The sequence below is a fragment of the Vibrio sp. YT-19(2023) genome, assembly GCF_033337395.1.
Genome location: NZ_JAWOQN010000001.1, coordinates 253,843 through 267,451, shown reverse-complemented (window position 1 = coordinate 267,451; position 13,609 = coordinate 253,843). Strand labels below are relative to the sequence as shown.

Annotated in this window: 15 protein-coding genes; 12 read left to right on the top strand and 3 right to left on the bottom strand. The window is 44.8% G+C overall.

The genetic code is table 11. From position 1 onward, the window contains the following. Positions 1-11: 11 nt before the first annotated feature. Positions 12-362, bottom strand: coding sequence for an ArsC family reductase (locus tag R7E78_RS01235; RefSeq protein ID WP_005380431.1), 351 nt, complete (start codon positions 360-362; stop codon positions 12-14). Between the two features lie 291 nt (positions 363-653). Here R7E78_RS01235 and R7E78_RS01230 point away from each other — a divergent pair, with 291 nt between their 5' ends. After that, complete coding sequence (locus R7E78_RS01230) at positions 654-941, top strand: helix-turn-helix domain-containing protein (RefSeq protein WP_005380433.1); 288 nt, start codon at positions 654-656, stop codon at positions 939-941. A gap of 34 nt (positions 942-975) precedes the next feature. On the opposite strand, the gene R7E78_RS01225 is transcribed toward R7E78_RS01230, so the two are convergent. Then, positions 976-1,308: a DUF4156 domain-containing protein gene (locus R7E78_RS01225; protein WP_005380435.1), complete on the bottom strand. Its 333-nt coding sequence runs from the start codon at positions 1,306-1,308 to the stop codon at positions 976-978. A gap of 3 nt (positions 1,309-1,311) precedes the next feature. Beyond that, the gene (locus R7E78_RS01220) at positions 1,312-1,665 is read right to left on the bottom strand and encodes a DUF2956 domain-containing protein (RefSeq protein WP_005387718.1); all 354 of its coding nucleotides are present in this window, start codon (positions 1,663-1,665) and stop codon (positions 1,312-1,314) included. 144 nt (positions 1,666-1,809) lie between these two features. Here R7E78_RS01220 and R7E78_RS01215 point away from each other — a divergent pair, with 144 nt between their 5' ends. The 11 genes from R7E78_RS01215 to R7E78_RS01165 all read left to right on the top strand — a co-directional run bounded on the left by R7E78_RS01215 (position 1,810) and on the right by R7E78_RS01165 (position 13,606). Beyond that, positions 1,810-2,295, top strand: coding sequence for a DUF2919 domain-containing protein (locus tag R7E78_RS01215; RefSeq protein WP_021707707.1), 486 nt, complete (start codon positions 1,810-1,812; stop codon positions 2,293-2,295). Between the two features lie 46 nt (positions 2,296-2,341). Continuing rightward, positions 2,342-3,244 (top strand): Dyp-type peroxidase, encoded by a 903-nt coding sequence (locus R7E78_RS01210; RefSeq protein WP_213891844.1) that lies wholly within the window; start codon positions 2,342-2,344, stop codon positions 3,242-3,244. A 145-nt stretch (positions 3,245-3,389) separates the two neighbouring features. After that, complete coding sequence (locus R7E78_RS01205) at positions 3,390-4,529, top strand: flagellin (protein ID WP_005380443.1); 1,140 nt, start codon at positions 3,390-3,392, stop codon at positions 4,527-4,529. Positions 4,530-4,792: 263 nt separating this feature from the next. Then, positions 4,793-5,926 (top strand): flagellin, encoded by a 1,134-nt coding sequence (locus tag R7E78_RS01200; RefSeq protein WP_005380447.1) that lies wholly within the window; start codon positions 4,793-4,795, stop codon positions 5,924-5,926. Between the two features lie 289 nt (positions 5,927-6,215). After that, the gene (locus R7E78_RS01195) at positions 6,216-7,346 is read left to right on the top strand and encodes a flagellin (protein WP_262640566.1); all 1,131 of its coding nucleotides are present in this window, start codon (positions 6,216-6,218) and stop codon (positions 7,344-7,346) included. Positions 7,347-7,438: 92 nt separating this feature from the next. Beyond that, positions 7,439-7,873, top strand: a complete 435-nt coding sequence (gene flaG, locus R7E78_RS01190; RefSeq protein WP_005384493.1) for a flagellar protein FlaG — start codon at positions 7,439-7,441, stop codon at positions 7,871-7,873. A gap of 21 nt (positions 7,874-7,894) precedes the next feature. Then, entirely contained in the window at positions 7,895-9,889 is a 1,995-nt protein-coding gene (gene fliD / locus R7E78_RS01185; RefSeq protein ID WP_104979603.1) for a flagellar filament capping protein FliD, read from the top strand. 3 nt (positions 9,890-9,892) lie between these two features. Next, positions 9,893-10,198, top strand: coding sequence for a flagellar protein FliT (locus R7E78_RS01180; protein WP_005380456.1), 306 nt, complete (start codon positions 9,893-9,895; stop codon positions 10,196-10,198). Positions 10,199-10,210: 12 nt separating this feature from the next. Further along, positions 10,211-10,621: a flagellar export chaperone FliS gene (gene fliS / locus R7E78_RS01175; protein WP_005380457.1), complete on the top strand. Its 411-nt coding sequence runs from the start codon at positions 10,211-10,213 to the stop codon at positions 10,619-10,621. A gap of 287 nt (positions 10,622-10,908) precedes the next feature. Then, a complete protein-coding gene (locus R7E78_RS01170) occupies positions 10,909-12,375 on the top strand; it encodes a sigma-54 dependent transcriptional regulator (protein ID WP_005384490.1) in 1,467 nt (488 codons plus the stop codon). 199 nt (positions 12,376-12,574) lie between these two features. Further along, positions 12,575-13,606 (top strand): sensor histidine kinase, encoded by a 1,032-nt coding sequence (locus R7E78_RS01165; protein WP_005380459.1) that lies wholly within the window; start codon positions 12,575-12,577, stop codon positions 13,604-13,606. Positions 13,607-13,609 lie beyond the last annotated feature (3 nt).

The window sequence follows — 13,609 nt, the reverse complement described above, 5'->3', positions numbered from 1 at the left end:
TATTCCTTTATTTAAGAGTTGAAAATGCTAGCGTATTGATCAGCTTTAAAACCGATATGAAGTTGATCATTCACTTTTAAAATTGGGCGTTTAATCATCGCAGGGTTTTCTACCAAAAGAGCGATGGCGTTTTCCTCGTTAAGTGTGTCTTTCTGCTCTTGCGCTAATTGGCGGTAGGTTGTGCCACGTTTATTGAGCACCTGTTCCCAACCTAAAGCGCGACAAAATTCACTTACCATTTCTGCATCAATGCCTTGCTTACGGTAGTCATGGAAGTCGTAAGCAATATCCTCGGCTTCTAACCATTTCTTGGCTTTTTTGATCGTATCGCAGTTGGGAATACCAAACATGGTAATCGACATAGTGTTTCCTTTTTCTTTGTTCTATTTTTCACTGGCGCGGTTAAGACGCACTTAAGTGATTTGGGCTGTTAAAGCATCCTATCAAGAAGCAATCAAACTGACAAAATGCGGTGGAAAATATTTTCAGATAGATTGAGATAACTAATGTCACATAACTTATTTACGATGAATGCGCTATAAATCGAATAAAAATTCGTCTAAATCAAATGGAAAAGTCGAGTTATTGATCAAACGCAACACCTCGCTGAGCAAAAACGAAATAATGAATCAGCACAATTTTAGGAGGTGTCAATGGAATTGAGTCCTGTTTTTGCAAGGCGGCTATATTTGGCCTTGTTGGTGGAAAACCTAGAAAGGCCGAATGTGCCAAAGTTGATCGAAAAAACGGGGTGGCCTCGTCGTACTATTCAAGATGTACTCAAGGCGTTACCTGGGATCGGCATTGAACTCATATTCGTTCAAGATGGCCGACGTCATAATGACGGCTATTATCAACTTTCAGATTGGGGGCCTTTTGATAGCCAATGGGTTCTAGAGCGGGAGAGAGATATCGCTAGCAGTCTTGGATTTCGTGCATAAGCCAGCAATTGCTGGCTTTTTTCATATTCAGGCCTCATCCATTGCAGCGGTAGGCGGAACCCAGTACGCTAAATGAAGTGATAAAATCTTGTGGGGAAACCATAAAAACGGTGTCCGCATCAATAGCCGCTGCATTGTTTTTTAAATCGTTCATCGCGCCTTGCATCATCGCGTCATTAGTCATGAAAATGTAGTTATACCAATGGCCTTCACTTCCGGTGACTTCGCCTTTGTATTCGCATCGCTCAGGGTCGAATTGCGCGTCAATGCGAATATGAACATCTTGACTTTGAGCATGAGTAAGGTGAGATGGCATCGTGCAACCCGTTAGAAGCACGACAAAAAGTCCAAGTAACAGGCGTTTCATTAGCTATTTCCCCAATACTATGTAAGCAGCAAAGCCAATCCAGCTCAGGACAAGTAGTGTCCAAGGCAGTTTGCTTGATGAATGGTTTGGCGCATCGTTGGTGATATTGTCTTGTTCGATAATCTCTTCATGCTGACGTTGTTTTTCACGTTGCTGTTTTTTCTTCGCTTTATCGGCTTGGCGGTTGCGCTCTTTTTGTTGTTTCTTATATTGCGCGATGCCTTTTTCGATACCTTGAGCGATGAGCTTGGTTTGCTCTTTGGTTTGGCCGGGCTTTTGCGTGGATTTAGCAATTCTCATCGCTTCGGCTTGTGTTTCTTGAGAAGGCACAGGGGTGGCAGGAGTTCTTTTTTTCATGTTTCTCATCAACGTCGCTGTAAATCTTTGTTTAGTTTACCTGTGTAAGGTGCTGAAATGAACTTCAGTTCTCATCTTTGTTGGCTTGCAACTCTGAAACGATAGGTTAAAGTGACGTTTTTATCACATAAAGAAGAAGATGTTGTGCGCTATTCGTTTGACCAATATGACGCTCATGGATTTTTAAAGGCGCCGATCATTTTATGGGTGGGATGGATGTTTCTTGTGCGTTCATGGGTGGTGTTTGCCATGGCTGGTGTAAGTCGTGATAGTGGCAGCAAGCTACTCGCTATTGTTTACCCAGATTCAAGTACGTTGTATTTAGGTTTGGCGATGGGCATTCCAAGTTTGCTTCTTATGTGGTTAATGGGGCTTCGTCATCCCGACAGAGGATGGGTAAACAGAATTACTCGCTATGGTCGCGAGATCACTTTGATCTTGTGCGGTATTCAACTTGCTCAGACCATGTATCATGTGTACCTAGAACATGGAGTGTTTAATTGGGCAAACGCCCTTACCATTACCTTATTAGCTTGGTTTATGATCTATCTTCTAAATGGAATATGGGTAAAAGACTGTTTTCATGTGCCACAATTGGCGCACGATGAACAGCAGCATTCAAAGAATTAAAAACAATAACTTCCCACTCTGGGGCAAAGTAATAGAGGAAACCTCAATGTCACAAGCTCAAACGGCGATCGTGCCAGAAGCCGGGCCATTTGCACTGTACACTCAACTCAAAGTGAACCAAAACCGTGAAAACGTATTAGAAAAACTGAAAGCACTGCCAAAGTTGGTGGAAGAGTTAAACATTACCCAGCCAGGTGCTGCGCTGACGCTTTCTATCGCATTCACAAAATCGTTTTGGGAACACCTTAATGTAGACGCGCCAGAAGAGCTTATTGATTTTACTCAACTTGGCGAAGGTGACATCGTTGCTCCTGCAACAGACGTAGATGTGCTGATTCACTGTCACTCGACTCGTCACGACTTGCATTTTTACGTGTTGCGTAAGTTCCTAGAAGAGACGGCACAAGATGTCACCATTGTGGACGAAACATATGGGTACCGTTACCTTGATGCTCGTGATATGACAGACTTCATTGATGGCACAGAAAACCCGAAAGGGGAGGCTCGCGCTGATGTGGCTCTAGTAAAAGAGGGCCCATTTGCTGGAGGCAGTTATGTTATGGCTCAGCGCTTTGAACATAACCTTGCCGCTTGGAATCGATTGAATGTCAAAGCGCAAGAAAAAGTGATTGGTCGTACCAAGTCAGACTCTATCGAGCTAGAAGACGTTCCTGCTGCATCACACGTTGGTCGCGTTGATATCAAAGAAGAAGGTAAAGGTTTGAAGATTGTTCGCCACAGCTTACCATACGGGACGGTGACAGGGCCTCATGGCCTGCTGTTTATTTCTTACTGCAATACACTTCATAACATTAAAGTGATGCTAGAAAGTATGTACGGCGTGACAGATGGTAAAACAGACCAAATGCTTCGTTTCACAACAGCGGTAACTGGTGCGTACTTCTTCGCTCCTTCGCAAGAAATGCTCGCGGAGCTAGCCATCAAGTAAGTTCTCAGACTTCATTTCTTAAGCCCTCCAATGGAGGGCTTTTGTTTTCTATTTCTATTCCAATCTCTTTTCAAAAAACACTAAACTTTTCTGTTACTTGGTCGATAAGTATCCAAAGCCTTAATTTATTTGGAGTCTGTGTCTCGTGGCGATCACCGTTAATACCAATGTGGCAGCACTCGTCGCACAGCGTCATTTGACCAGTGCAACTGACATGCTGAACCAATCCATGGAGCGTTTGTCTTCAGGGAAGCGTATTAACAGCGCAAAGGATGACGCTGCGGGTCTGCAAATCTCCAACCGCTTGCAATCGCAAATGCGTGGTTTAGATGTTGCGGTTCGCAACGCGAATGACGGCATTTCCATCATGCAAACTGCGGAAGGCGCGATGAATGAGGTGACCAATATCATGCAACGTATGCGTGATTTGTCGCTACAGTCAGCCAATGGTTCAAACAGCAAAGCGGAGCGCACTGCACTGCAAGAAGAAGTCTCTGCTTTAAATGATGAGTTAAGTCGTATTGCAGAAACCACATCTTTTGGTGGACGTAAATTGCTGAACGGCACATTCGGTACATCGTCTTTTCAAATCGGTGCAACGGCTGGTGAAGCGGTACAAATTGGCCTGCGGACCATGCAGCCGGAATCTTTAGGTAGCTTTTCAATGAGCTCATATCAAAGAGTCAGTTCAGATTGGACGGTTCAAAACGGAAATAATGAAATTGTTATCAGCTACCGTGATAACAATTTTGAAGAGCAGGAGATCCGTATTGAAGCTAAAGCTGGCGACGATATAGAAGAACTCGCGACTTACATTAACGGGCAGACCGATAAAGTGAAAGCGTCTGTTAATGAAGAGGGGCAACTGCAGTTACTCATGTCCCACAAGGACGCCATAAAATACCCTGGACCAACCTTCAGTGGTGGCCTGGCTGATGAGTTAGAACTTGGCAAGTATGTCACCGTAAATAGAACGGTAGATAGTATTGATATTAGCACGGTCGGTGGCGCTCAGATGGCGGTCGGCATTTTAGATGATGCTTTGAAAACGGTAGATGGCAGTCGTGCGGAGTTAGGCGCGTATCAAAACCGCTTTAATCACGCGATCAATAATCTCGATAACATCCACGAAAACTTAGCCGCTTCCAACAGTCGTATCCAAGACACTGACTATGCCAAAGAAACTACGCAAATGGTGAAGCAACAGATTTTACAACAGGTCAGTACTTCTATTCTGGCGCAAGCAAAACAAGCGCCAAACCTAGCATTGACCTTGCTTGGCTGATGAACGGCCTTGCCCGAATTTAACGCAAAACCTGCCTGTATCGACAATTCGAAAAGAAGCTTTAGCGAAAAATGAAAGTTTTTTTGCTTTTTTATCCGCTTTGTCACGATTACCCCTCCAAACGAATTATTTTCAAAAAAATCTAAAATTTTCTCTAAAGAAAACAGGGCATGCGCCGTTAATAAAAGTAACTTTGAGAGAACTACTTGGTTTTCCGAGACGTCGGAAACCGCTACACCGGAAAATCAATTGGAGAAATCACCATGGCAGTGAATGTAAACACTAACGTATCAGCGATGACCGCTCAGCGTTACCTAAACAACGCAAACTCAGCTCAACAAACTTCTATGGAGCGTTTGTCTTCGGGTTTTAAAATCAACAGCGCAAAAGATGACGCTGCGGGTCTACAAATCTCGAACCGTTTGAACGTACAAAGCCGTGGTTTGGATGTAGCGGTTCGCAACGCGAACGACGGTATCTCGATTGCACAAACTGCTGAAGGTGCAATGAATGAGACCACTAACATTCTTCAACGTATGCGTGACTTGTCTCTGCAATCAGCAAACGGTTCAAACTCGAAAGCAGAGCGCGTTGCGATTCAAGAAGAAGTGACCGCGCTAAACGACGAACTAAACCGAATCGCAGAAACCACTTCTTTCGGTGGTAACAAGCTACTAAACGGCACACACGGTGCGAAATCGTTCCAAATCGGTGCAGATAACGGTGAAGCAGTGATGCTTGAGCTAAAAGACATGCGTTCAGACAACAAAATGATGGGCGGTGTGAGCTACCAAGCTGAAAGTGGTAAAGGTAAAGACTGGAACGTTGCTGAAGGTAAGAACGACCTAAAAATCAACCTAACGGACAGCTACGGCCAAGAGCAAGAAATCAACATCAGCGCAAAAGCGGGTGACGATATCGAAGAGCTTGCGACTTACATTAACGGTCAAACTGACCTAGTGAAAGCCTCTGTAGACCAAGACGGTAAACTGCAAATCTTTGCTGGCAACAACAAAGTCGAAGGCGAAGTCGAGTTTTCAGGCGGCCTATCTGGTGAGCTAGGTTTGGGCGAAGGTAAAAAAGTGACGGTAGATACTATTGACGTAACCTCAGTCGGTGGCGCACAAGAATCTGTTGCTATCATCGATGCGGCACTGAAATATGTAGACAGCCACCGCGCAGAGCTGGGTGCATTCCAGAACCGTTTCAACCACGCAATCAGCAATTTGGACAACATTAACGAGAACGTGAATGCGTCGAAGAGCCGTATCAAAGATACTGACTTCGCCAAAGAAACGACGGCAATGACCAAATCACAAATTCTATCGCAAGCGTCAAGCTCAATCCTTGCGCAAGCGAAACAAGCGCCAAACTCAGCGCTAAGTCTGCTAGGTTAATTTCAAACCTAAGACGAGAACCTCATTGGCTCGTGGTGAGAGATGAGCGAGTAAACCCAGCTTCGGCTGGGTTTTTTTTCTGTCTTTTGGGGACTCAGGATTTCTGCGAATCACGGCATTAGAGCTTCATCACATTTCAGTAAACCAAAGAAAATAATCGCAAAAAATTGAAAATTTCTTCTAAAGGATATTCATTGGTCGCCGTTAAAGGGACTGAGAGAAATGAGATGTACCTAAGTGAGGTGAGAGACACGACGGTACATTCACTAAAGCCTTAAGGAGATCAATTATGGCGATTAACGTTAATACTAACGTTTCTGCGATGACTGCACAGCGTTACCTAAACCAGGCAGCTGACGGTCAACAAAAATCAATGGAGCGTTTGTCTTCGGGTTATAAAATCAATAGCGCGAAAGACGATGCTGCAGGTCTACAGATTTCAAACCGCTTGAATGCACAAAGCCGTGGCCTAGACATGGCAGTGAAAAACGCAAACGACGGTATTTCTATTGCACAGGTTGCTGAAGGTGCAATGAATGAATCTACCAACATCCTACAACGTATGCGTGATCTTTCGCTTCAATCGGCGAACGGCTCTAACTCAAAAGCAGAACGTGTAGCGATCCAAGAAGAAGTAACAGCGCTAAACGATGAGCTAAACCGTATTGCTGAAACTACCTCTTTCGGTGGTAACAAGCTTCTAAACGGTACTTACGGTACTCAATCTTTCCAAATCGGTGCGGACTCAGGTGAAGCAGTGATGCTTTCTATGGGTAACCTACGCTCAGACACTTCAGCAATGGGTGGTAAGAGCTACGCAGCAGAAGAGGGTAAAGACGCATCTTGGACTGTTGGTGAGAAAACAGAGTTCAAAATGAGCTATACCAACAAGCAGGGTGAAGAGAAAGAGCTATCAATCAGCGCTAAGCAAGGCGATGATATTGAACAGCTAGCGACATACATCAACGGTCAAAACGATGATGTAAAAGCCTCTGTTGGCGAAGATGGCAAACTACAAGTATTTGCTTCTTCTCAAAAAGTTGAAGGTGATGTTGAGTTTTCTGGCAACCTAGCAGACGAGATCGGCTTTGGTGGCCCGAAAGACGTAACAGTGAAAGACATCGACGTAACCACAGTAGCTGGCTCTCAAGAAGCAGTAGCGGTTATCGACGGTGCTCTTAAGTCCGTAGACAGCCAACGAGCTTCACTTGGTGCTTTCCAAAACCGCTTCAACCACGCAATCAGCAACCTAGACAACATTAACGAGAACGTTAACGCGTCTAAAAGCCGTATTAAAGATACTGATTACGCGAAGGAAGCCACTGCGATGACTAAGTCGCAAATTCTTCAGCAAGCAAGTACTTCAATCCTGGCTCAAGCGAAGCAGTCTCCATCTGCAGCGCTAAGCTTGTTGGGCTAAGTGGTAAACCCAGCCTGAGGTCAACACCTTAGTGCTGGGGCACCAAAGCGATAGATTCTATCGTTAGCCCATAAGGTGGAAGGGAGATTGTAATGGATATATCCTCCTACGCATCGAACATCCAGCCTTACGGCACGCCAAATGGCACAAAGTTTGCAAATAAAAATGGCAATGATATAGGCACGTCTAGCCCAGCAAATTCAAATGGTGAGATTTCGCCGCAAAAAGCGAAAAACACCGAATACGACTTCTCTGTTCAAGCTGCGATCGAGATGGCTGAAAGCCGTCAAGAACTGAACAAAGAAGAACGTGAAAAATTGGTCGCACAAATGAATGAATTTGTAACGTCCATAAACAAAGGAGTCGCATTTCGAGTGGATGAAGAATCCGGACGAGATGTGGTGACGATTTATGAAGCCAATACCGGTGACGTGATTCGTCAAATTCCTGATGAAGAAATGCTAGTGGTATTGCGTCGCCTAGCTGAGCACACAGCCAACAGCGGGTTGTTGACTGAAAAAGTGTAAGTCGTTTTTAGAGGTGATTTGATGAGTTTAGGCCCTTTGGGGATGTCTGGCGGCATGGATATTAATTCCATGGTCAGCAAAATTGTGGATGCCGAACGCGTACCAAAGCAGCAACGCATCGACAACGAACGCACGACAATTAATGCCAGTATCAGTGCTTACGGACGACTCAGAGAATCATTGGATACGATGAAAAATCTCATGGCGAACTTTCGCCAGGAGAAAGCATTTGCCGTTCGCACTGTCGAAACGACCGATGACAATATCGTATCTGCCACGGCAACCACAGATGCTATCGCTGGCAAATATGCTATCGATGTGTTGCAGCTTGCTCAGAGCCATAAAGTCGCTTCTGACGTATTGCCAGAAGACGCAAAATTTGGCCCTGGTAAGCTGCAGATTTCGCTTGGTGATGAGCGTTTTAATATCGATGTTCGTTCCCGATCTAAGCTCATCGATGTCGTACGTGGCATCAATGGCGCTAAAGATAACCCTGGCGTTCGTGCATCTCTTATTAACGACGTCGAAGGTCCACGCCTTATCCTTGCTTCTAACCTCTCTGGTAAGGATCATCAAATCAGAGTCAGTGTGGAGGCAGAAAAAGGCAACCCTCTTAAATATTTCGAATACCAAACACTTGAAGACCGCGTCAACGCGCTTGAAGAAGCTCGTTCAGCGGCGGAAGATGTCTTAGGTCCTCTTAAATTTCCGGAACAACCAGCAGAAGATCTGGATGTAAACGGCAATCCTCTACCTCCAGAAGAGCAAAAAGCGGCAGACGATGTACAAGATGATGCATCGCAGGCGCCAATCTCTGCGGCGGGTGCAGAAGCAGCCAAAGCTGGTCAAGAAGCCATTGATGAAGCCAATCGACGCGCGAGTTTACGCCCTGAAGACAGAATTCCAGGGTGGACAGAAACTGCGTCAGGTACTTTGTTGGACTCTTATGAAGAACCAGAGCTCGAACTCGACGAAAAGGCAATAGAGAAGGCACCAGATGTACCAGGCTGGAATAATGCCGCATCGGGCACCCTAACCGATTCTTACGTTACGACGAAAGAGGCTAAGCAGCTTCTTGAGCAAGAAAAAGCGGAAATCGAGCAAAAAATTGCGAGTGAAAAGCAAGCGTTAGACGAAAAAGTGGCACGTGGTGAACTTTCCGAAGCGCAAGCTAAGCAAATTCATCGCGCTAAACTTGATCCTCAAGAACGTGAGCGTCTGGAAAAAATTGATGAAGCAGAAGCGAAAATCGCAAAGGCACAATCTGCTTTTGAAGAATACCTTGGAATGACAGAAGTACAAGCAGGGCAAGATTCAGAAGTTCTGCTTGATGGCGTGGCAAAGCTATCTAGCCACAACAATGTGATTGAAGATGCGATCGAAGGTGTTGATTTAACACTAAAAGGCAAATCAGAACCGAATAAACCGCCTGCTGAAATTGGTGTCGAGTACGACCGTCAAAGTGTACGCAACGATATCGAAAACTTTGTGGCAGCGTATAACTCGTTTTATCAAACCTCCCAAGCGTTGGCGAGTGTGGATCCGGTAACTGGTCAAAAAGGGCCGTTGTCAGGTGACAGCACCGTACGCAGTGCAGATTCACGATTAAAATCGGTCTTTTCTACTCGAATCGATAAGGCGCCTGAAAACCTAAAGTCCTTAACAGAATTTGGCATTACGACGACACGTCAAGGCACCCTAGAAATCAACTATGACATGCTAGATCGCCAGTTGAACAATAACTTCAACGAGTTAGAAAAGTTCTTCGGTGGCAACACAGGTTTTGCTAAACGAGTAGAAGATGCGATTCACGGTATCACAGGTATTACAGGCAGTATTCGTACTCGAGAAAAAAGTCTCACAGAACAAAACTACCGTTTGAGTGACGATCAAGCGGCATTAGATCGCCGCATGGAAAGCCTAGAGAAGCGTACTCATGCGAAGTTTACCGCGATGCAAGATGCGACCGGTAAAATGCAGGGCCAGTTAGGCGCTTTGATGAGTGCGTTGGGTTAATAAATGCAAAAAGAACTCATGGAAATTAGTGATATAGATCAACTAATTACGCAAGAATTAGAAAAAATTGATTTTAATGCTGAAGAAATTCTTCGCTTGGTCGATATCAGGGAACGGTTATTGCAAAACCTGTTACCAATTATTCATCAAAATCCTTTGGTTAAGCAGGATGCAGAGTGGCAAGCATTGCTAACTCGTACCAAAAGAATTGTCGAGCTGATGCAATCGGAAACGTCAAAGGTCGGAAAAGAGCTCCATAAGTTTCGTTATGGCCAGCGTTCACTTCAGCAGTACAAAAAATTTATTTAAAAGAGGATTACTATGCGCGGTTCTTTGCAAGCATACAAAAAGGTATCAGTCGACAGCCAGCTTAGCGCGGCTTCTCCGCACAAAGTCATTCAAATGCTTATGGCTGGTGCGATTGAGCGCCTTATTCAAGGTAAAGCAGCCATGCAAGCAGGCAATATTCCAGCAAAAGGTGAGCGCTTAGGTAAAGCGTTAGACATCATTATCGCGCTACGCAGCTGTCTATCTATGGATGACGGTGGTGATATTGCTTCAAACTTAGATTCACTGTATGAGTTTATGATCACGCAAATTTCTGCTGCTAACCATCAAAATGAGCCTCAGCTGATCGACGACGTTATCGACATTATCCGTGAGATCAAGTCCGCTTGGGACCAAATCCCAACAGAGTTTCATAATCTTACCGCTGCTGAAGTTGGTATTTAATAGTCAAAACAATGCGTTAAGATACTAGACGAATATATTTGTCAATTGCGCAACGAGTTGTGTAGCAAAGTTTCTATCAAGCTCACACCTCTCCATTGCTTGGTTGCCTTATTTTTATATTCAAATAAAATAGAAGCCATTAGTAGCCCTAATGGCTTTTTTGTTGCTGATTTTCCTATTTTGTCTATCGTAAATTGAGTGTGGTGGTTCTGCCTTCTTTAGCACCCAATTGCGCAAATCAAGGTTTGGCCGCAACGCACCTAAAATAAAGGCAATCATTCTTACTTATGCATGGTTTGGCAAAGCTGCTTGTAATTGATGATGACGCATCAAGTCGTTTAAATTTAAGCAATATATTGGAATTTGTTGGAGAAAATTGCGAAGCGGTCAGTTCTGATCAGCTCAGCGATGTTGATTGGTCTAGCGTATGGTCGTGCTGTATTGTTGGTAATATTCCAGCAGGTCAAGCGGCGAGTACGGTTATCTCTCATTTAAACAGCGCTTACCACATCCCTCTTCTAGTCATGGGCCGTTTTCCTTTGCCTGTTGATGATCTTCCAAACTTTGTTGGTGAACTAGAGCTGCCGCTTAATTACCCACAGCTTAGTGAAGCGTTACGCCACTGCAAAGATTTTCTGGGGCGAAAAGGAGTGAATGTTGTTGCTAGTGCACGCAAAAACACGCTTTTTCGCAGCTTAGTTGGTCAAAGTAGAGGTATTCAAGAAGTTCGACACCTGATTGAGCAAGTATCAAACACGGAAGCAAACGTGTTGATCTTAGGTGAGTCCGGTACGGGTAAAGAAGTTGTTGCGCGTAACATCCACTATCATTCTTCATACCGCGATGGCGCATTTGTACCTATTAACTGTGGTGCAATACCGCCTGAGCTCCTAGAAAGCGAATTATTTGGTCACGAAAAAGGCGCGTTTACTGGTGCGTTAACTGCCCGTAAAGGTCGATTTGAGCTCGCAGACGGTGGCACGATCTTTCTTGATGAGATTGGCGATATGCCAATGTCGATGCAAGTAAAGTTGCTTCGTGTATTGCAAGAACGCTGCTTTGAACGTGTAGGTGGCAATAGTACCATCAAGGTAAATGTTCGAGTGGTGGCGGCGACACACCGTAATCTAGAAAATATGATTGAAGAAGGCACGTTCCGAGAAGACTTGTTCTATCGCCTGAACGTGTTTCCAATTGAGATGCCAGCGCTGAAAGAGCGCAAACAAGATATACCATTGCTGCTGCAAGAACTGATGACACGTTTAGAGGCGGAAGGCGGACAACCTATCTGCTTTACACCTCGTGCAATCAACTCACTTATGGAGCATAACTGGCCGGGCAACGTACGCGAGTTGGCTAATCTTGTTGAGCGAATGATTATTCTGTATCCAAATAGCTTGGTGGATGTAAACCATCTACCAACCAAATATCGCTACAGTGACATCCCAGAGTTCCAACCAGAGAGCAATCCATTTGTTTCGGTGGAAGAGCAAGAGCGTGATGTATTCCAAGATATCTTCTCTGAAGATTTTAGCTTTGAAGATCAAGACGACCTTGATCACAGCATGAACGCCCCGCAAGCGCTGCCACCGGAAGGGGTTAATTTGAAAGAACTGCTGGCTGATTTAGAAGTTAATATGATCAGCCAAGCATTAGAAGCGCAGGGTGGCGTTGTAGCAAGAGCGGCCGACATGCTGGGTATGCGACGTACTACGCTGGTGGAAAAAATGCGTAAGTACAACTTACAGCGCTAGGTAAAGTGAAGTTTTAAGACGATATCTGAATTATCACTTGTGCTAGTTAACATCGTTTTTCTGGCATCCAAAACCGTTATCTCTGAGTGTCAACTTATTGTCGATAGCTTAACGTCCTGATAAATATAGAAAATAGCTTGGTACGCTAATTGCTTACCAAGCTATTTTAGTTTTAGCGGCGATATTTCGACAGGCAGTAATGGATAACAACACCAATCAATCCCATTTAGATTCCGTAGAGAATCAGGTTGAGCGCTACAAACAGGTGCTCGATGTGATGCCTGCTGGAGTGATTTTGCTCGATACGTACGGAGTAGTGCGTGAAGCAAATCCAGAAGCGCACCGAATTCTTGAGATTCCACTGGTTAACGAAAAATGGTTCAACGTTATCCAGGCGGTGTTTGACCCACGTGAAGATGATGGCCATGAAGTTTCCCTGCGGAATGGCCGTAAAGTTCGACTCGCCATCTCGGCGTCCACAACAGGTCAATTGATCCTGATTACCGATTTAACCGAAACCCGTTTACTTCAAGCTCGTGTCAGTGATTTACAGCGCTTATCGTCGTTAGGACGTATGGTTGCGTCGCTTGCTCACCAAGTAAGAACGCCGCTGTCGAGCGCTATGTTATATGCATCCAATTTGGGAGCGCCAAATCTTCCTCCAGCGACAAAAGATCGCTTCCAAACCAAATTAATGGATCGACTGCACGATTTGGAAAAGCAGGTTAATGATATGCTGCTTTTTGCTAAAGGTGGTGATAATAAAGTCATTAAGCCATTTACGATTGCCCAGTTGGTAGCGGAATATCAGCCGATGGTCGAAACCGCGCTAAAAAACAACAGTATTGATTACTGCCTAGAAGTGGAAGAAGAACAAACTGAACTACTAGGCAATGCGAACGCCATTGCATCCGCATTGAGTAATCTGGTCATGAATGCGATTCAAATGTCTGGTAAAGAATCGCAAGTCGATATTTTTTTCCGCCCGGTAAATGGTGAGTTACGCATTTCTGTGCAAGACAGCGGACCGGGAGTGCCCGAAGAACTGCAAGCCAAAATCATGGAGCCATTTTTTACCACACGTTCTCAAGGAACTGGATTAGGGTTGGCAGTTGTTCAAATGGTTTGCCGTGCCCATGACGGTCGATTGGAACTTATTTCAGAGCAGGGTGATGGAGCCTGCTTCACCATGTGCATTCCGCTAGAGCGAGTGCAAACAGAAGCGCAATAAGCG

Excerpts from the sequence above, each read along its gene's own strand:
- R7E78_RS01235 (WP_005380431.1), bottom strand. The coding sequence starts at position 362 with ATGTCGATTACCATGTTTGGTATTCCCAACTGCGATACGATCAAAAAA.
- R7E78_RS01230 (WP_005380433.1), top strand. The coding sequence starts at position 654 with ATGGAATTGAGTCCTGTTTTTGCAAGGCGGCTATATTTGGCCTTGTTG.
- R7E78_RS01225 (WP_005380435.1), bottom strand. The coding sequence starts at position 1,308 with ATGAAACGCCTGTTACTTGGACTTTTTGTCGTGCTTCTAACGGGTTGC.
- R7E78_RS01220 (WP_005387718.1), bottom strand. The coding sequence starts at position 1,665 with ATGAAAAAAAGAACTCCTGCCACCCCTGTGCCTTCTCAAGAAACACAA.
- R7E78_RS01210 (WP_213891844.1), top strand. The coding sequence starts at position 2,342 with ATGTCACAAGCTCAAACGGCGATCGTGCCAGAAGCCGGGCCATTTGCA.
- R7E78_RS01200 (WP_005380447.1), top strand. The coding sequence starts at position 4,793 with ATGGCAGTGAATGTAAACACTAACGTATCAGCGATGACCGCTCAGCGT.
- R7E78_RS01195 (WP_262640566.1), top strand. The coding sequence starts at position 6,216 with ATGGCGATTAACGTTAATACTAACGTTTCTGCGATGACTGCACAGCGT.
- flaG (WP_005384493.1), top strand. The coding sequence starts at position 7,439 with ATGGATATATCCTCCTACGCATCGAACATCCAGCCTTACGGCACGCCA.
- fliD (WP_104979603.1), top strand. The coding sequence starts at position 7,895 with ATGAGTTTAGGCCCTTTGGGGATGTCTGGCGGCATGGATATTAATTCC.
- R7E78_RS01180 (WP_005380456.1), top strand. The coding sequence starts at position 9,893 with ATGCAAAAAGAACTCATGGAAATTAGTGATATAGATCAACTAATTACG.
- fliS (WP_005380457.1), top strand. The coding sequence starts at position 10,211 with ATGCGCGGTTCTTTGCAAGCATACAAAAAGGTATCAGTCGACAGCCAG.
- R7E78_RS01170 (WP_005384490.1), top strand. The coding sequence starts at position 10,909 with ATGCATGGTTTGGCAAAGCTGCTTGTAATTGATGATGACGCATCAAGT.
- R7E78_RS01165 (WP_005380459.1), top strand. The coding sequence starts at position 12,575 with ATGGATAACAACACCAATCAATCCCATTTAGATTCCGTAGAGAATCAG.